The organism is Streptomyces sp. NPDC055239 (assembly GCF_053606205.1).
The window spans coordinates 638,145-656,301 of record NZ_JBSGRD010000002.1 but is presented as its reverse complement, the minus strand read 5'-3'; the positions used below and the strand labels follow the sequence as shown (position 1 = coordinate 656,301).

General features: G+C 70.2%; 14 protein-coding genes and 1 pseudogene. 12 read left to right on the top strand and 3 right to left on the bottom strand.

The annotated features are described in order from the left end of the window. Window positions 1-540: 540 nt before the first annotated feature. The 6 genes and pseudogenes from ACWFRJ_RS09090 to ACWFRJ_RS09065 all read left to right on the top strand — a co-directional run. Entirely contained in the window at window positions 541-1,821 is a 1,281-nt protein-coding gene (locus ACWFRJ_RS09090) for an NAD(P)/FAD-dependent oxidoreductase (protein ID WP_453526112.1), read from the top strand. A gap of 1 nt (window position 1,822) precedes the next feature. Beyond that, entirely contained in the window at window positions 1,823-4,435 is a 2,613-nt protein-coding gene (gene nirB / locus ACWFRJ_RS09085) for a nitrite reductase large subunit NirB (RefSeq protein ID WP_453526109.1), read from the top strand. Beyond that, window positions 4,432-4,755 (top strand): nitrite reductase small subunit NirD, encoded by a 324-nt coding sequence (nirD, locus tag ACWFRJ_RS09080; RefSeq protein ID WP_453526106.1) that lies wholly within the window; start codon window positions 4,432-4,434, stop codon window positions 4,753-4,755. The genes nirB and nirD overlap by 4 nt, the downstream gene beginning before the upstream one ends. Window positions 4,756-4,814: 59 nt before the next feature. After that, entirely contained in the window at window positions 4,815-5,399 is a 585-nt protein-coding gene (locus ACWFRJ_RS09075; protein ID WP_453526103.1) for a TetR/AcrR family transcriptional regulator, read from the top strand. A gap of 79 nt (window positions 5,400-5,478) precedes the next feature. Next, a complete protein-coding gene (locus ACWFRJ_RS09070) occupies window positions 5,479-6,273 on the top strand; it encodes an SDR family NAD(P)-dependent oxidoreductase (RefSeq protein ID WP_453526100.1) in 795 nt (264 codons plus the stop codon). A gap of 40 nt (window positions 6,274-6,313) precedes the next feature. Next, a pseudogene (locus ACWFRJ_RS09065) lies at window positions 6,314-6,637 on the top strand (SDR family NAD(P)-dependent oxidoreductase); the annotation flags it as partial. A 44-nt stretch (window positions 6,638-6,681) separates the two neighbouring features. Here the strand turns inward: ACWFRJ_RS09065 and ACWFRJ_RS09060 are convergent. Further along, window positions 6,682-7,236: a hypothetical protein gene (locus ACWFRJ_RS09060; RefSeq protein WP_453526097.1), complete on the bottom strand. Its 555-nt coding sequence runs from the start codon at window positions 7,234-7,236 to the stop codon at window positions 6,682-6,684. A 190-nt stretch (window positions 7,237-7,426) separates the two neighbouring features. On the opposite strand from ACWFRJ_RS09060, the gene ACWFRJ_RS09055 reads away from it, so the two are divergent. Then, complete coding sequence (locus ACWFRJ_RS09055) at window positions 7,427-9,319, top strand: APC family permease (RefSeq protein WP_453526094.1); 1,893 nt, start codon at window positions 7,427-7,429, stop codon at window positions 9,317-9,319. 29 nt (window positions 9,320-9,348) lie between these two features. Here ACWFRJ_RS09055 and ACWFRJ_RS09050 read toward each other — a convergent pair whose 3' ends face one another. Beyond that, window positions 9,349-10,032, bottom strand: coding sequence for a TetR/AcrR family transcriptional regulator (locus ACWFRJ_RS09050; RefSeq protein ID WP_453526091.1), 684 nt, complete (start codon window positions 10,030-10,032; stop codon window positions 9,349-9,351). A 68-nt stretch (window positions 10,033-10,100) separates the two neighbouring features. On the opposite strand from ACWFRJ_RS09050, the gene ACWFRJ_RS09045 reads away from it, so the two are divergent. The 5 genes from ACWFRJ_RS09045 to ACWFRJ_RS09025 all read left to right on the top strand — a co-directional run bounded on the left by ACWFRJ_RS09045 (window position 10,101) and on the right by ACWFRJ_RS09025 (window position 14,915). Then, window positions 10,101-11,039 carry a zinc-binding dehydrogenase gene (locus ACWFRJ_RS09045; protein ID WP_453526088.1) on the top strand — a complete coding sequence of 313 codons (939 nt, stop codon included), beginning with the start codon at window positions 10,101-10,103 and terminating at the stop codon, window positions 11,037-11,039. A gap of 110 nt (window positions 11,040-11,149) precedes the next feature. Continuing rightward, complete coding sequence (locus ACWFRJ_RS09040; RefSeq protein WP_453526085.1) at window positions 11,150-11,995, top strand: endonuclease/exonuclease/phosphatase family protein; 846 nt, start codon at window positions 11,150-11,152, stop codon at window positions 11,993-11,995. Between the two features lie 113 nt (window positions 11,996-12,108). Continuing rightward, entirely contained in the window at window positions 12,109-12,837 is a 729-nt protein-coding gene (locus ACWFRJ_RS09035) for a TetR/AcrR family transcriptional regulator (RefSeq protein WP_453526082.1), read from the top strand. Next, window positions 12,830-14,350, top strand: coding sequence for an FAD-dependent monooxygenase (locus ACWFRJ_RS09030; protein WP_453526079.1), 1,521 nt, complete (start codon window positions 12,830-12,832; stop codon window positions 14,348-14,350). The genes ACWFRJ_RS09035 and ACWFRJ_RS09030 overlap by 8 nt, the downstream gene beginning before the upstream one ends. A 4-nt stretch (window positions 14,351-14,354) precedes the next feature. Continuing rightward, window positions 14,355-14,915 carry a hypothetical protein gene (locus tag ACWFRJ_RS09025; RefSeq protein WP_453526076.1) on the top strand — a complete coding sequence of 187 codons (561 nt, stop codon included), beginning with the start codon at window positions 14,355-14,357 and terminating at the stop codon, window positions 14,913-14,915. A gap of 151 nt (window positions 14,916-15,066) precedes the next feature. Here the strand turns inward: ACWFRJ_RS09025 and ppdK are convergent, their stop codons facing one another. Then, window positions 15,067-17,826, bottom strand: a complete 2,760-nt coding sequence (ppdK, locus tag ACWFRJ_RS09020; RefSeq protein ID WP_453526073.1) for a pyruvate, phosphate dikinase — start codon at window positions 17,824-17,826, stop codon at window positions 15,067-15,069. Window positions 17,827-18,157 lie beyond the last annotated feature (331 nt).

The window sequence follows — 18,157 nt, the reverse complement described above, 5'->3', positions numbered from 1 at the left end:
CAGGGGGTTACCGCTGATCCTTAAGGCGGGCTTGAGGGTTGGCTCAACGGGGGTTAAGCCCCGTGGCTGTGGCCGGTGCGGTGCGGGTTCGTTGTGGGGGCGGGGCCGCGCCGGTATGTCCGTCCTCGCCATCCGCTGGTGGGCGTGCGTCTGCTTCGGCTGGGGAGTGCCGCGAACCGTGCTCCGGGCGGAAATACCGACACACCCCCTCACGTCTCGATGCCGACTGCGGGTGGGGTGGGGGCGGCGCGCCAACCGCTTGTTCGTCCAGGGGTGGACGCGGGGCAATCGGGTGGGTGGGCGGGAAAGGTTTGTTCGTCCAGGGGTGGACGCTGGGCAATCGGGTGGGTGGGCGGGAAAGGTTTGTTCGTTCAGGGGTGGATGCGGGGTGATCGGGCGGGTGGGAGGGAGAGGTCCCTTCGGCCGGAGGGGGACGCGGGGCACCCTCACACCCCGCCCCGGCGCCCGCTGAGGGCAGCGTTCCCGCCGGGAAACAGTCAGGATGCGGTCGGGTAACACCGCCCCCGCACTCTGCCGTACATGACCTCTTCGACCCCGGGCCCCCAGAGCCCGCCCTCCCGCGTGGTGGTGATCGGCGCCGGACTCGCCGGCGTCCGCCTCGCGCAGCGGCTGGGAGAAAGCACCGGCACCGGGGCCACCCTCATCGGCGACGAGCCGCACGCACCGTACAACCGCGTTCTCCTCGCCGACGTCCTCGCGGGCCGCTACGGACCGGAGGTCATAGAGCTGCCCCACGCCCCCGGCGAGTTCCTCCGCACCCGCGCCGTCCGCGTGGACCGCGCGGACCGGATCGTGCACTGCGCGGACGGCAGCGTCGTCCCGTACGGCACTCTCGTCCTCGCGACGGGCTCGAACCCCGTGCTCCCTCCCCTCCGCGGCCTCTTCGAACCCGGCGCCACGGAACTGCCCCGCGGCGTACACGCCTTCCGCACGATGGACGACTGCCTCGCCCTGTCCGAGGCCGTACGGCCAGGCACAGGTACAGGTGCAAACACCCGCGTAGTCGTCATCGGCGGCGGCCTCCTCGGCGTCTCCGCCGCCCGCGCCCTCGCGGCCCGCGGCGCCCAGGTCGTCCTCACCCAGCAGGGCGACCGCCTCATGGAGCGCCAGCTCGACCCGGCCGCGAGCGAGCTCGTCCACCGGCATCTCACCGACCTCGGAGTGGAAGTGCACACCGAGTGCCGGGTGCGCGGCGTACGACAGGCGGAAGGGGCCGTGCGGTCGGTGGAGCTCGCCGACGGGTACGTACTCGGCACCGACCTCACCGTCCTGGCCTGCGGCGTCCGCCCCCGCACGGGACTCGCGCGGGCCGCAGGACTCGACGTACGCCGCGGCATCGTCGTGGACGACGAGCTGCGCACCTCCGACCCGCACATCCGCGCCATAGGCGACTGCGCCGAGCACTCCGGCGAGGCCCGCTGCCTCGCGGCCCCCGCGCTCGAACAGGCCGACGCCCTCGCGGACTCCCTGATCTCCCCACGGGCCGCACGCCCCTACTCCGGCACCCGCGCCCTCACCCGTCTCACCCTGCACACCGGACGCCCCGGCTCCGCTCCCCTGGACCTGGCGGCCTTCGGCGACCCCGAGCACAGGCCCGACGACGACGTCGTCCAGCTCGCGGACGCCACCCGCGGCACGTACCGCAAGGTCGTCGTACGCGATGACCGCCTCGTCGGCGGCGTACTGCTCGGCGAACTCACCGCCGTAGGCGCGCTCGCCCGCGCCTGGGAGGCCGACGAACCGCTGCCCGACGACGGCAGCCCCCTGCTCCACCTGCTCACCCACGACGGAGGCCTCTGACATGCCCACGGACACCCCCCGCCACAGCAGCGCGCACGACAACACCATCGTGCTGGTCGGGCACGGCATGGTCGGCCAGCGCTTCCTCGAAGCCATCGCCGCACGCGGCCTCACCGCGACCCACCGCGTGGTCGTCCTGTGCGAGGAGCCGCGGCCCGCCTACGACCGCGTACAGCTCACCTCGTACTTCGCGGGTCGCACGCCGGACGAACTCTCCCTCACGGACCAGGAGTTCATCGAGCAGCACGGCATCGAGCTGTACGTCGGCGATCCGGCGGAGAGCGTCGACCGCGACGCGAAGACCGTCACCGCGCGCTCCGGGCAGACCTTCGCCTACGACACCCTGGTCCTCGCGACCGGCTCCTTCCCCTTCGTGCCGCCGGTGCCCGGCAAGGACACCACCGGCTGTTTCGTCTACCGCACCATCGAGGACCTGCTCGCCATCGAGGAGTACGCGAAGACGTACGCCACGACCGGCGCCGTCGTCGGCGGCGGACTGCTCGGCCTGGAGGCGGCGGGCGCGCTGCGCGGGCTCGGACTCGCCACGCATGTGGTCGAGTTCGCGCCGCGACTCATGCCGGTTCAGGTCGACGAGGGCGGCGGCGCGGCGCTCCTGCGCACCATCACCGGCATGGGCCTGAGCGTGCACACGGGCGTCGGCACCCAGGAGATCCTCAGCTCGGAGGGCGCCGTCAGCGGGATGAAGCTGTCGGACGGGAGTGAACTCGCCACCGATCTGGTCGTGTTCTCCGCCGGTGTCCGGCCCCGCGATCAACTCGCCCGTGAGAGCAGCCTGTCGGTGGGTGAGCGCGGCGGCATCACGGTCGACGAGCAGTGCCGCACCAGCGACCCGGCCGTGTACGCGATCGGCGAGTGCGCCCAGGCGTCGGACGGCCGGGTCTACGGGCTCGTCGCGCCCGGCTATGAAATGGCCGAGACCGTCGCCGCCACGATCGCCGCGGAGGAGTCGAGCTTCACCGGCGCCGATCTGTCGACCAAGCTCAAGCTCCTCGGCGTGGACGTCGCCTCCTTCGGCGACGCGCACGGCGCGACCCCCGACTGCCTGGACGTCGTCTACTCCGACTCGCGCTCGGGAACGTACAAGAAGCTGGTCATCGGCGCGGGCGGCGAGCTGCTCGGCGGCGTCCTGGTCGGGGACGCGGAGGCGTACGGCGTGCTGCGGCCGCTGACCGGGAGCGTACCGCCGGTCTCGCCGGAGCAGCTGGTGCTTCCCGCGGGCGCGGGTGGCCCGGTGGCGCTCGGCCCGTCCGCCCTTCCGGACTCCGCGGTCATCTGCTCCTGCCACAACGTCACCAAGGGCGCGATCCGCGGCGCCGTCACCGAGCACAGCTGCACCACCGTGCCCGAGGTCAAGAAGTGCACCAAGGCCGGTACGGGCTGCGGCAGTTGTGTGAAGGTGCTCGGCCAGCTGGTCAACGACGAGCTGGAGGCGTCGGGCGTCGAGGTCGACAAGGGCCTGTGCGGCTGCTTCGGCCAGACCCGCCAGGAGCTGTACGAGATCGTCCGCACCCTGGGCATCACCTCCTACCGGCGGCTCCTTGACACCCACGGCCGCGAGGCGGCGCGCGGCACCGAGGGCTGCGAGACCTGCAAGCCGACGGTCGGCTCGATCATCGCCTCGCTCGCCCCGACGATCGGCGCCGACGGCTACGTACTCGAAGGCGAGCAGGCATCCCTCCAGGACACCAACGACCACTTCCTCGCCAACCTCCAGAAGAACGGCTCCTATTCGGTGGTGCCGCGCATCCCGGGAGGCGAGATCACCCCGGACAAGCTGATCGTGATCGGTGAAGTGGCGAGGGACTTCGGGCTCTACACGAAAATCACCGGCGGTCAGCGCATCGACATGTTCGGTGCACGCGTCGATCAACTGCCTCTGATCTGGACGCGGTTGGTGGACGCGGGTTTCGAGTCGGGTCACGCGTACGGGAAGTCGCTGCGGACGGTGAAGTCGTGCGTGGGGCAGACCTGGTGCCGCTACGGCGTACAGGACTCGGTCCGGATGGCGATCGACCTGGAGCTGCGCTATCGGGGGCTTCGCTCGCCGCACAAGCTGAAGTCGGCGGTCTCCGGCTGCGCCCGCGAGTGCGCCGAGGCCCAGTCCAAGGACTTCGGAGTGATCGCCACGTCGAGCGGCTGGAACCTGTACGTGGGCGGCAACGGCGGCGCGACCCCGCGCCACGCGGACCTGCTCGCGCAGGACCTGTCCGACGCCGAACTGGTGCGCCTCATCGACCGGTTCCTGATGTTCTACATCCGTACGGCGGACCGTCTGGAGCGCACATCGACCTGGCTGGAGCGGATCGAGGGCGGCCTCGACCACGTGCGTGACGTGGTCGTCCACGACTCGCTCGGCCTGTGCGCCGAGCTCGAAGCCCTGATGGCCGACCATGTCGCGCACTACCGCGACGAGTGGTCCGAGACCATCAACGACCCCGAGCGTCTCGCCCGGTTCGTGTCCTTCGTGAACGCGCCGGACGTCCCGGACCCGACCGTGAGCTTCGTACCGGAGCGGGACCAGATCAAGCCGGACCTGCCCCTCCTCACCATCGGCTCCCGCCCCCGCGACCTGGAAGGTGCTGCATCCCGATGAGCATTCAACTCCGCCTGAAGGACGACTGGTTCGAGGTCTGTGACCGCGCACACCTCCAGCCGGGACGCGGCATCGCCGCACTGCTCCCCGACGGCCGCCAGGCCGCACTCTTCATCGACCGCACGGGCCGTGCGTACGCGATCGACAACCGCGACCCGTTCACGGGTGCGGCGGTGCTCTCGCGCGGCCTGCTCGGCGCGGCGGCAGGGCGGCCGTTCGTCGCGTCACCGCTCCTGAAGCAGCGGTTCGACCTGGAGACGGGGCAGTGCCTGGACGATGACTCGGTGGCGGTGGAGACGCACGCCGTCCGCCTCGTCTGATTTACCCTCCATCGACTCCCTACTTGACCGACCGTTCCAGTATTGCTTACTGTTCCTTCGTGGCCAGGACCAAGGAATTCGATCCGGACGCCGCGCTCCAGTCGGCCCTAGAGCTGTTCTGGCGGCGCGGCTACGAGGCGACGTCGATGGCGGACCTCGTGGAGGAGCTCGGCATCGGCCGCGCCAGCATCTACGCGACCTTCGGCAACAAGCACGAGCTGTACCTGAAGGCGCTCGAGCGATACGCCGAGTTCCAGAACCCGCTCCTGCTCGCCGAGCTCTCACAGCCTGGCCCCGCACTGCCCGCCGTCCGCGCGGTGGTGCGCCGCTTCGGGGGCGAGTCCTCGTCCGACGAGGGGCGCCTGAACGGCTGTTTCATCACCAACACGGCTGCCGAGCTGGGCCCGCACGACGAGTCGGCCGCCCGCTCCGTCGAGCGCAGCTGGGAGTACATGGAGACGCTGCTGCACTCCGCGCTCGTCCGCGCCCAGGCGCAGGGCGAGCTCCCGGAACACCGTGACCCGCTCGCCCTCGCGCGCATGCTGCTGACCCTGATGCAGGGGCTGCGCGTGGTCGGCAAGGCGTCGAAGGACGGTGCGCGACTGCGGGACGCGACGGAGCAGGCGCTGAGCCTGCTCGACTGAGCCTCCGATTCACCACTTACACCCTTGGTCTTTTTCACGCCCTCATACTGAACCGATCGTTCAAGAAAAGAGCTCTGTCATGACTACAGCAACTTCAGCAGCCTCAGTACCGCGCACCCGTTTCGCAGGCCGCACGGCCCTCGTCACCGGCGGCGGCTCCGGCCTGGGCCGTGCCATGGCGCTCGCCTTCGCCGCCGAGGGCGCGAACGTCGTCGTCGCCGGGCGCACCGAGGGCTCGCTCAAGGAGACCGTGGGGCTCATCGAGGACGCCGGTGGCACGGCGGTCGCCGTCACGGCCGACGTCTCGCGCTCCGCCGACTTCGCAGCCCTGGTCGAGGCCACCGTCGAGCGGTTCGGCTCCCTGGACGTGGCCGTCAACAACGCGGGCGTCCTGCGCGCCGGGCAGCCGCTCGCGGAGCTGCCGGAGGAGGACTGGCGGACGATGCTCGACATCAACGTCACCGGGGTGCTGCTCGCCCTCCAGGCCGAGGTGAAGCAGATGCGTACGCAGCCGGGCGGCGGGGCGATCGTCAACATCTCCTCCACCCTTGGCGCCCACATCAGCGTTCCGGGCACCATCGGCTACGGCGCCACCAAGGCAGCCGTCTCCGCGCTGACCAAGGGCGCCGCCGCCGAGCACATCGGGGACGGGGTACGGATCAACGCCGTGAGCCCCGGCTCCTCCGACACCAGCATGTCGCTGCGCCAGGGCGAGAGCCTGGCCGAGCGCACGGAGCGCATGAAGACCTCGACGCCGCTCGGCCGCGTCTCGTCGACCGCCGAGGTCGCCGCCGCCGTGCTCTACCTCGCGTCGGACGAGTCCGCGTCGGTGGTCGGCGCGGATCTGGTGATCGACGGGGGCGCCGCGGCCTGACGCCCTCCTCATGAGCCCTGCTCTCGGGTAGTAACGAGTAGTGGCGGGCCGTACGGCCGTGGTCACCGGCGCCAACAGCGGCATCGGCTATGTCACCGCACGCGAGCTCGCCCGTCGCGGCGCGCACGTGGTGCTCGCCTGCCGCAGCGAGGAACGGGGGACGCGGGCACTGGAACAGCTCCGGTCCGAAGTCCCTTCCGCCGAGGTGGAGTTCAGACGCCTCGACCTCGGCGACCTCAGCTCGGTGCGGGACTTCGCGGCATCGTTCGACGATGGCGGCGATGGCGGCGGCGGTCAGGGTGACGGTCTCGACCTCCTCGTCAACAACGCGGGTGTGATGGCGCTGCCCTACCGGCAGACGGCCACCCCGGCCCCCGCCTCCCGACCCCGCCCACCGACCCCGCGCCCCTACCGCAACCCGGACGCCTCAAAGACCCCCTTCGCCCCATCCCCGTAAATCCGAGCCGAAAGACGCCCGAGCACCTCGGACCCGGTCCGCAGCAGCCCGCACGCACGTGCGTCCCGCGCCCCCGCGTCCAGCAGATGCAACAACAGGGGATTCTCCGCGAGCACCTGGCACTCGACCTCCACCCGATTCCCGAGCGAGTCACACAGCACGAGCCGCGCCGCGACACCCACCCCTTCGCTGTACCGCACGGCGGTCAACAGCCCCGTACAGACGTGCCGGTGCCGCAGCAGCCCCCGCACGGCGAGCCACCCCGGCCCCGCCGTCACCCGTGCCGGATGCAGGATCAGATGGAGCAGCCCCGAAAGCCCCGCCCACAGCCCGCCCCGCAGTGCGCCCAACGTGCCGTTCGCCCAGTCGATGAGGACGATCAGTACGAAGAGCGCGAGAGCGCAGAACGCGGCGGCCCGCACATCGGCCGCCCAGCGCCGGTCGGACACCACACCGTCCCCGCCCCGCGCGCCCCTGCCCCCGGCCCCGCCCCTGTCATGTCGCATGTGCGGCACCGTAGGACGGACTTCCCGACAAGTCATCAGCGTTGACGTACCGCTGACGCCCCACGTCAAAGAGGCGTGAAGATCCACCTCGTACGCGCCAAGAAGCTGACAAAAGGGCGCGCGGCCTGCCAGGACCCCACCCACGCTGGGCATCGCTCAAGCGAACGAACCCGCCTGGAGGGGCCCGCCCATGACCACCGTCTCCGCCGTCTCCGAACCCCCGGACAGCCCCGCAGGCGTCGACGACCCCCCGGATATCGAAGGTGTGGCGCCCCCGGCACCCGAGGACCGCCACCGCCTCACCGCCCTCCAGGGCCTCGCCGCCCTCTCCCTGGACGCGATGGCGTCGGTCGCCTACGGGCCCGAGGCCATCGTCCTGGTCCTCGCGGCGGCGGGCGGCCACGGGCTCGGCTTCACCCTCCCCGTGACCCTGGCGATCGCCGCACTGCTCGCCGTGCTCGTCGCCTCCTACCGTCAGGTGATCGCCGCCTTCCCCGACGGCGGCGGCAGCTACGCCGCCGCGAAGACCCACCTGGGCCGCCGGGCGGGCCTGGTCGCAGCTGCCTCCCTCGTCCTCGACTACGTCCTGAACGTCGCCGTCGCCGTCACCGCGGGCGTCGCGGCGCTCACCTCCGCGTTCCCGGAGCTGTACGGCGACCGGGTAGGGATATGCCTGGCCGTCCTGGTCATCGTCACGGCCGTCAACCTGCGCGGCATCGTCGACTCGGCGCGCGTCTTCATCGCCCCGACCGCCGTGTTCGTCGGGGCGATCCTGATCATGATCACGGTCGGCCTGTTCCGCGAGGGACCGGTCAGCACGGCCGCCGCCGAAGGCCACGCATCGGCCCTCGCCGACAACGCCACGACCGTCGGCGCCCTGCTCCTCCTGAAGGCGTTCGCCTCGGGCTGCTCCGCCCTCACCGGCGTCGAGGCCATCGCCAACGCCGTGCCGTCCTTCCGCACCCCGCGCGTCAAACGCGCCCAGCACGCGGAGGTCGCGCTCGGCGCGCTGCTCGGGGTGATGCTGATCGGCCTGTCCGTGCTGATCTCCCGCTTCGGACTCCAGCCGGTCGAGGGCGTCACGGTCCTCGCGCAGCTCGCGGACGCGTCACTCGGTCACAACTGGGCTTTCTACGTGGTGCAGTTCGCGACGATGATCCTGCTCGCCCTCTCCGCCAACACGTCCTTCGGCGGCCTGCCGGTCCTGATGAGCCTGCTCGCCCGGGACAACTACCTCCCGCACGTCTTCGCCCTGAAGGCCGACCGCCAGGTGCACCGGCACGGTGTCCTCGCCCTGGCCGCCGTATCGGCGGGGCTGCTCGTCTTCTCCGGCGGCGACACCAACACGCTCGTGCCGCTCTTCGCGATCGGCGTCTTCGTCGGCTTCACGCTCTGCCAGACCGGGATGGTGCTCCACTGGCGCGCGGCGGGCAAACCCGCGAAGGCCCTGCTCAACGGCTTGGGCGCGGTCCTGACCGGCATCTCCGCGGTGGTCGTCACGGCCACCAAGTTCACGGAGGGCGCCTGGCTGATCGTCCTCGCGCTGCCCGCGATCGTGCTCTGCTTCGAGGCCGTGCACCGCGCCTACCGCCGGATCGGCGAGGACCTGGGCCTGGGCCGTGTCCCGGAGCCCCCGCACCGCGACCACTCCCTGATCATCGTTCCCGTGTCCAACCTGTCCCGCCTCACCGGCGAGGCCCTGAACGCCGCGGTGTCGCTGGGCGACGAGGTGCGCGCGGTCACGGTCACCCACCCCGACGCCGAGGACCGGCGCGCGTCGGAGGCGCTGCGCCGCGACTGGGAACTGTGGAACCCGGGCGTCGACCTGGTGGAGCTGCCGTCCCTCACGCGTACGGTCGGGCGTCCGGTGTCGGCGTACGTACGGAAGATCTACACGTACCACCCCACCACCCGCGTCACCGTCCTGATCCCCGAGGTGGAGCCGGCCCACGTCTGGCAGCGCCTCCTCCAGAACCAGCGCGGTTCGGTCCTCGCACGCGCCGTCCGCAGGGACACGGACGCGGTCATCTGCCGACTGCGGTTCCGCGTCGCGGCGGGGCGGGGCCGTTCCTACGAGGACTGACCCCGGCCGGGCCTCTTCGCGCCGCCCGCTCAGCTGCCCTGCGCCGCCAGCGCAGCGACTGCGGGGATCGCCGCGAAGGCTTCCTGCATGTGCCGGACGAGTGCCGCACGGTCCTTCTGTACGGCGTCGTCCGAGGAGGTCCATGCCTCCAGTGCGCAGTTCCAGGCAGCCAGCATGAGGTCGAGCAGCAGGCGCAGTTCGATGCGGCCGGGGGCCACTCGCCCGGAGGCCTCTGAGACCTCTGAGACCTCTGCGACCTCTGCGACCAGCCGGTCCGCCATGACCCGAACGACGTCCGCGGAGACCTCCGAGCAGTGACGCAAGCTGTGTGCGGACAGCGCGGGGGTGCGGTCGGCCAGGCTGCGGCTGGCCAGGAAGCGCTGCTCCCATCCGTCCGCCATCTGCGCCAGCGCCGCGAACAGCGCGTCCTTGCAGGCGCCGAGCAGGGGCTCACCGATCAGAGGCCGGGCCTCCATGTCAGCGACGTAGGCGGCCCACAGTTCCTTCTCCGGGGCCAGGGCCACGTCTTCCTTCGAGGTGAACGTCCGGAAGAAGGTGCGCTTGGAGACCTCTACCGCATCGACGATCTCGTCCAGTGTGACCGCGGCGAAATCCCGCGCGGTGAACAGCTCCAGGGCCGTATCGACCAGAGCTTGACGGGTTCGCAGCTTCTTGCGCTCACGCAGCGGCAGTTCCTTCAGATCCTTCTGCACGAGGTGCAGCCTACCAACCGCGATTGCCTCTTGTGCGCAGATGCCACTGAGTGGCACTATCTCTCGCCATGAAGGCACTGACGATTGATCACTCAGCCCCGGGACACCTCGCGCTCGCCGCGGTCGCCGACCCCGAACCCGCCGCCCACCAGGCCCTGGTGCAGGTCCACTCGTTCTCCCTCAACTCCGGGGAGGTCCACCATGCGGTCCCCGAGGGCGAAGCCGGCGCGGTGCCCGGCTGGGACGCCGCGGGCGTGGTGGTCCGGGCAGCCGCCGACGGCTCCGGCCCCGCGGCCGGCACCCCGGTCGTCACCGTGGGGGCCGAAGGCGCCTGGGCCGAACTGCGGGCGGTGGACACCGATTTCATCGGCACCGTGCCCGAGGGGGCCGACCTCGGCCCGATCAGCACCCTGCCGGTCGCAGCGGGCACGGCCCTGCGCGCCCTGCGCCGCATCGGCCCCATCCTGGGACGGCGCGTCCTGGTGACCGGCGCGGGCGGCGGCGTGGGCCGCTTCGCCCTGCAACTCGCGGCCCGAGGCGGCGCACATGTCACCGCGGTGACCAGCGATCCGGCGAAGGCGGACGCACTGCGCGCACTCGGCGCCCACGAGATCGTCACCGACCTGGAGGCGCTCAAGGAGCTCGACCCGGTACACGGCGTGGTCGAACTGGTCGGCGGCGCCCACCTGGTCGCCGCACACGGCGCCCTGGCCGAGAACGGCGTGCTGGTCGCCGCAGGCCACATCTCCGGTGACGGCGAGCGGTTCCCGTACGGCGCCCTGTTCGGCAACGACCGTCGCCACAACCGCCAGATCGTCACCTACTACCTGCTGGACGATTCCGCAGGCCTGGGCGCCGACCTCACCTGGCTCGCCGCACTCACCGCCCGCGGCGAACTGGACCCGCAAGTCGCCCTGCGCACCGACTGGACACAGGTGGCCCAGGCAGCCGCAGAACTGACAGGCCGCCGCGTGCCGGGCAAGGCGGTCATTGACGTAGTCCACTGAGCGGGCGCAACGAGAGGCCAGCCCCTCACGTGCCGCAGACACCCCGTCCCATAACCTCGTGCGGGGAGACCTCATCCGATGACGCCGTGTGTCTCCACTTCGAGGAGGCGATGGTGACCGGAACAGGCGTGCGGTGGCTCGCGGGCGCCATGATCGTGGCCTGCATGGCGCTCGTCGGCCCCAGCGCACCGGACGGCGTCCCCGTCGCCAAGTCGCTGCCTGCCGGCGCCCCCAAAGAGGTCGTACCGAACCGGGTCATGACGTGGAACATCTGCAACCCCTGCAACGCGAGCGGGTTCAACGCGGGCCGGGCGGCGGACATCGCCACGTACGCACCTCAGGTCATCGGCCTGCAAGAGGCGTGCGTGCGTGACGTCGAGAAGATCCGGGACCATCTGGAGTACCTGTACGGGCTCGTCTACCACGTCGAGTACGGCTCGGTTCTGCACAATTGGGGCCGCTGCGGGGGCGTGCCGTGGAGCCCGGGAGGCTTCGGGCAGGCGATCCTCTCGGCGGCGCCGATGATGGACCACGTGAACGTGGAGTACCCCGACGGCGGTTCCGAGGACCGCGGGTACATGGCGGTCACCACCCTCGTGGACGGCCGGCCCGTCCGGGTCTTCAACACGCACCTGGCTCAACGGCAGCAGGAAGACGTCCGGGCGAAGCAGACCCGCGTACTCGCGACGGAGGTCGCCAAGCACGACCGCACGATCGTTCTCGGCGACTTCAACGCGACGCCGGAGGCCGCCGAACTCACCGGGATGTGGGGCCTGGCAGCGGACGCGGACCCCGGGTGCGGCCCGGCATCCACCGGCACCTGCGAGCCGACGACCGACTGGCAGAGCAAGTTCGACTACATCTTCCTGCGAGGCTTCGTCGCGCTCGAGCAGGGCGTACACCCCTCCGAGTTCTCGGACCACAGTCCGGTACATGCCGATCTGAGGCTGACGTAGCCCGGAGATCAACCCAGCTCCTACGCACGACGGATACGGGCGGGACCCCGGCCATCCCATTTGGAGCGTTGAACCAATTTGGCGCAGCGCTCCAAATGTGTCACGGTGGTGACATGGCAACGAGAACCTCCCGCCCTCAGCGGCGTAACCAGGTGCTCTCCGGGGAGCAGATCGTCGAGACTGCGATCGAGCTGCTCGATGCGGGCGGCGAGGGCGCGCTGACCACTCGGGCGCTGACCGAGCGTCTTTCCACCGGGGCTGGGGCGATCTACTACCGGGTGGGCAGCCGGGACGAGCTGCTTGACACGGCGACGGAAACGGTCGTCACGGCCGCGCTGGCGGCCGAACCCGTACAGACCACGGCCACGGCCACGCCCGAGGACGAGATCCGCACCGTCGCGCTGGCACTGTTCGACGCGATCGCCGAGCACCAGTGGCTCGCGACACGGCTGACCCTGCAGCTGGTCCGGAAGCCGTTCGGCCCGGTGACGGTGGGGATCTTCGAGAGGATCGGCCGCCAGGTGGGCGCGCTGGGTGTGCCGCAGGCTTCCTGGTTCGACGCCGCCTCGACGCTTGTGCACTACATCCTCGGTGCCGTCAGTCAGAACGCCCGGATCGACGGTGACACATCGACCGTCGCAGCCGACCGCACCGAGTTCCTCGACGCGACGGCGGCGGCCTGGCAGGAGCTCGATCCCGAGGACTACCCGTTCATGCACGCCGTCGTCGGCCAGATGAATCAGCACGACGACCGTGAGCAGTTCCTCACCGGCATCGCCGTCGTCCTCCACGGCCTGGACGGCCTCACCGACGTGCGTTTCAGAAGGGGATTCCATGCGTGACGCAGTGATTGCGGGCGGCGGTCCGGTCGGCCTGTTTCTGGCCACTGAGCTCGCCCTGGGCGGCTGTTCCGTCCTGGTCCTGGAGGCGGACGAGGAGCCCACCTCTCAGTGGAAGGCGCTCCCGCTGGGACTGCGCGGCCTGAGCGCCGGGTCGGCCGAGGTGCTCTACCGCCGTGGCCTGCTCGAAGCGGTGATCAGCGCTTCCGGCGCCGATGCGGCGAGGGTCGGTGCGGCCCCTGACGCAGTCGAGGCGCCGCATCCCCGCGATGTGAGCCACTTCGCGGGGATGAGCCTGGACGCGGCCGACATCGAAGTGACCGCCCTTCCCTTCCGGCTGCCGAGCCCGGCGATGGAAGGCTTCATGACCAGCCTCGAAGCGGTCAGCACGGTCATGACCGAACACGCCATCGCGCTCGGCGTGGACATCCTGCGTGGCGTGCCCGTCTCGGCCGTCACGCAGGACGACGAGTCCGTCACCGTCACGGCAGGCGGACAGGAGTACCGGGCGCGCCACCTGGTGGGGTGCGACGGCGGGCGCAGTACGGTGCGCGGCCTCGCGGGCTTCGACTTCGTCGGCACGGATCCGCTGTTCACCGGCTACGTCGCCAAGGTCACCTTCGCCGACCCCGGGCGGCTGCCGCTCGGCTTCAACCTGACGCCGAACGGCATGTACCTGCGCACGCCCCTAGAGGGGCACCTGGGCATGATGGACTTCGACGGCGGCTCGTTCGACCGTTCCGAGCCGCTGACGCGTGAGCATCTCCAGGAGGTCCTGCGCCGCATCACGGGGACCGACGTGACGCTGACCGATGTGCATCTGGCATCGAGCTTCACCGACCGTGCGATGCAGGTGACCACCTACCGCAAGGGGCGCGTGCTGCTTGCCGGGGATGCCGCGCACATCCACTCCCCCCTCGGCGGCCAAGGACTCAACCTCGGCATCGGTGATGCCGTCAACCTCGGCTGGAAGCTCGCGGCGACCGTGCGCGGCACCGCGCCCGATGGCCTGCTCGACACCTACACCAGTGAGCGCCACCCCGTGGGCGCCGCGGTGCTCGACTGGTCGCGCGCCCAGGTGGCGACCATGGAACCGGGCCCCAACGCCCCCGCACTGCGGCAGCTGGTCCACGAGCTGCTGAGCACCACCGACGGAACGACCTTCGCCTACCGGAGGACGACAGGGCTGTTCAACCGCTACGACCTGGGCAGCGCGCACCCGCTCATCGGCGGCACCGCCCCCGACTTCCGCTTCGAGGACGGCACCCGACTCGGCGACCTGTTGCGCCAGGGCCAGGGCGTCCTGCTCGACTTCCGCGCCGACCACGCGCTGCAGCGTGCGGCCAAGAACTGGCAGGACCGCATCCAGTACGCGGCAGGACCGGCGCACGACGATCTCGGGTTCAGTGCCGTGCTCGTGCGCCCCGACGGCGTCGTGGCCTGGGCGAGTGGAGAGACCCTGGACCTCGACACGTTCGAGCAGGCCGCCGCCGACTGGTTCGCCAAGCAGGCATGAAGCGATGACATTGCACTCCGATGTGGCCGAGTTGCTGGCGGAGGCCGGCATCGTCGACGTGGACGTCGACGATGCCGTCGAGGACGAGCACGTGCGAGCGTCCGCGTACCGACGCGTTGTCTCGGTGATCGCTTCCTCGCGGAGCCGCGACCGGGACCGGGACCGCGCGATCGTGGCCACGATCCTGCGGGACCCCCTCGAGTCGCTCTCCAAGGGGGCGGTGGTCGCCCTCGTGGACGAGATCGCGAGGAAGGTGACCGGCCCTGTCGAGTTCCGGCAGTGGTCGGCCGAACTGCTGCCGGAGATCGACCGGCTCAAGGTGGAGGCATTCCGCGAGTTCATCCACCGTCGCATCCACGACTGGTTGTTCTACCTGTCCATCGAGGACGGTCACGTGCCGACACCGGCCGAGCTGGCGGAGGTCACGGACTGGATGCAGCGCCACCTCGCCGAGTGGTCGACGTCGCCGGCGGTACTCGCCCTGGTCGCCGAGTCGGCCAACACCAGGAAGACACGGAACATCGCGAAGAACCGGGCCAATAGCCGCGAGCTGAGAACGGATTGAGTCGGTGGCGGTGGCGGTGACGGTGACGCCCGAAGGGGCAGCACCCCCGCACAGGGTGCTGCCCCTTCTTGGTGAACCGGAGCCGATGCCGCATCGGTGAGGGTCGGGGACACGGCGTCGGCCCCGGAGTTCTACCGGTGGCCCGGGAGACCTACCGGTGGTCGCTGCCCGCCGAGTCCGACGCCGCGCGCCCCGCCTCCAGGCGGGCCACCGGGATGCGGAACGGGGAGCAGGAGACGTAGTCCAGGCCCACCTCGTGGAAGAAGTGCACGGACTCCGGGTCGCCGCCGTGTTCGCCGCAGACGCCGAGCTTCAGGTCGGGGCGGGTGGCGCGGCCGGCCTTCACCGCGTCCTTGACCAGCTTGCCCACGCCGTCCTTGTCGATGGTCTCGAAGGGGGAGACCCCGAAGATGCCCTTCTCCAGGTACGCCGTGAAGAAGCTCGCCTCCACGTCGTCGCGCGAGAAGCCCCAGACCGTCTGCGTGAGGTCGTTCGTGCCGAAGGAGAAGAACTCGGCGGCCTCCGCGATCTGGTCCGCCGTGAGCGCGGCACGCGGCAGCTCGATCATGGTGCCGAGCGCCAGCTTCAGTGCCACGCCGGTCGTCGCCTCGACCTCCGCGATGACCTGCTCGGCCTCCTCGCGGACGATCTCCAGCTCCTGGACCGTGCCGACGAGCGGAATCATGATCTCCGCGCGCGGGTCGCCCTTGGCGTTCTTGCGCTGGGCCGCGGCCTCTGCGATGGCCCGCACCTGCATGGTGAAGAGGCCGGGGATGACCAGGCCGAGGCGTACGCCGCGCAGGCCCAGCATCGGGTTCTGCTCGTGCAGGCGGTGGACCGCCTGGAGCAGGCGCAGGTCGTTCTCGTTGGCGTCCTTGCGGGACTCGGCGAGGGCCACCCGGACGGAGAGCTCGGTGATGTCCGGGAGGAACTCGTGCAGCGGCGGGTCGAGGAGACGGACCGTCACCGGGAGGCCGTCCATCGCCTCGAACAGCTCTACGAAGTCCCGCTTCTGCAGGGGCAGGAGCTCCTTGAGGGCCTCCTCGCGCTCCACGTCCGCGTCGGCGAGGATCAGCCGCTCGACCATCTCGCGGCGCTCACCGAGGAACATGTGCTCGGTGCGGCACAGGCCGATGCCCTGGGCGCCGAAGCGGCGGGCACGCAGCGCGTCCTCGGCGTTGTCCGCGTTGGCACGGACACGCAGGCGGCGTACTCGGTCCGCGTACGCCATGATCCGGTGCACGGCGCCGACCAGCTCGTCCGCGTCGTCGGCACCCGCGTGCATCCGGCCCTCGAAGTACTCGACGACCGGCGAGGGGACCACGGGCACCTCGCCCAGGTACACCTTGCCCGTCGAGCCGTCGATGGAGACGACGTCGCCCTCCTCGACGATCGCACCGTTGGCGGCGGTCAGGCGCCGCCGCTTGGTGTCGACCTCGATCTCCTCGGCACCGCAGACGCACGTCTTGCCCATGCCGCGGGCGACGACGGCGGCGTGCGAGGTCTTGCCGCCGCGCGAGGTGAGGATGCCCTCGGCGGCGATCATGCCGTCGAGGTCGTCGGGGTTGGTCTCGCGGCGGATGAGGATGACCTTCTCGCCCGAACGCGACCACTTGATGGCCGTGTACGAGTCGAAGACCGCCTTGCCGACCGCGGCACCGGGTGACGCGGCGATGCCCCGGCCGAGCTGCGTCACCTTCCCGCCCTCGGTCCCCTCCGCGTCGAAGCGGGGAAACATGAGCTGCGCGAGCTGAGCGCCGTTGACGCGCTGCAGCGCCTCGGCCTCGTCGATCAGGCCCTGGTCGACGAGCTGCGTCGCGATGCGGAAGGCGGCACCGGCGGTGCGCTTGCCGACACGGGTCTGCAGCATCCACAGCTGACCGCGCTCGATCGTGAACTCGATGTCGCACAGGTCCTTGTAGTGCGTCTCGAGGGTCTCCATGATCTGCATGAGCTGGTCGTACGACTTCTTGTCGATCTGCTCGAGATCCGCGAGCGGGACGGTGTTGCGGATGCCCGCCACCACGTCCTCGCCCTGCGCGTTCTGCAGGTAGTCGCCGTACACGCCCTGGTGGCCGCTGGCCGGGTCGCGGGTGAACGCGACGCCCGTGCCGGAGTCCGGGCCGAGGTTGCCGAAGACCATCGAGCAGATGTTGACCGCGGTGCCCAGGTCACCGGGGATGCGCTCCTGGCGGCGGTAGAGCTTGGCGCGGTCGGTGTTCCACGACTCGAAGACCGAGCGGATCGCGAGGTCCATCTGCTCGCGCGGGTCCTGCGGGAATTCGCGCCCGGCCTCGGTCTTGACGATCTTCTTGAACTTCGTGACCAGCTTCTTGAGGTCGGCGGCCTCGAGGTCGGTGTCGACCACGACCTTCTTCGCCGCCTTGGCCGCCTCCAGGGCGTCCTCGAAGAGCTCGCCGTCGACGTCCATGACGGTCTTGCCGAACATCTGGATGAGGCGGCGGTAGGAGTCCCACGCGAAACGGTCGTCGCCGGACTGCTTGGCGAGGCCCGTCACCGACTTGTCGGAGAGCCCGATGTTCAGGACGGTGTCCATCATCCCGGGCATCGAGAACTTGGCGCCCGAGCGGACCGAGACGAGCAGCGGGTCATTTGCCTGACCGAGCTTCTTGTCCATCTTCTTCTCGAGGGCGTCGAGGTGCGCACTCACCTCGTCGCGCAGCTCGACCGGCTCCTCGCCACTGGCGAGGTAGGTCTTGCAGGCCTCTGTGGTGATCGTGAAGCCCGGAGGGACGGGCAGCCCGAGGTTGGTCATCTCGGCGAGGTTCGCGCCCTTCCCGCCCAGAAGGTCCTTCAGGTTCCTGTTGCCCTCGGTGAAGTCGTAAACGAACTTCACGGCCGCATCGCTCTGCGCAACGTGCGCTACGTGGGGATCTTTGTTTTCCGACACGGGTCTCGACTCCTCGAGGACTCGGTGGCTGCCCTGACGGCGAGGAACATACCCAGATCGAAGGCACCTGGGTACGTCCACTTGCGCGTCATGCGGCTGTAACCACCCGTCCGCCAGTAGATCGAAAGTGACTCGGCGGTAGCCCGACTCGACATTATTCGTTCAATTCTTGAACGGTCCACCCCCGTAGACTCGGCGTTTTGCTCACATGAGCGGGCCATACTCAGATGTGAGTTCACCTCATGAATGATCGAGCAGTGGCACTGAGTGCCACCCCTTCCAGAAGTGCAGTCGCCCTAGATCTGCTCATCTGAGCGCAACCCCTATCAGG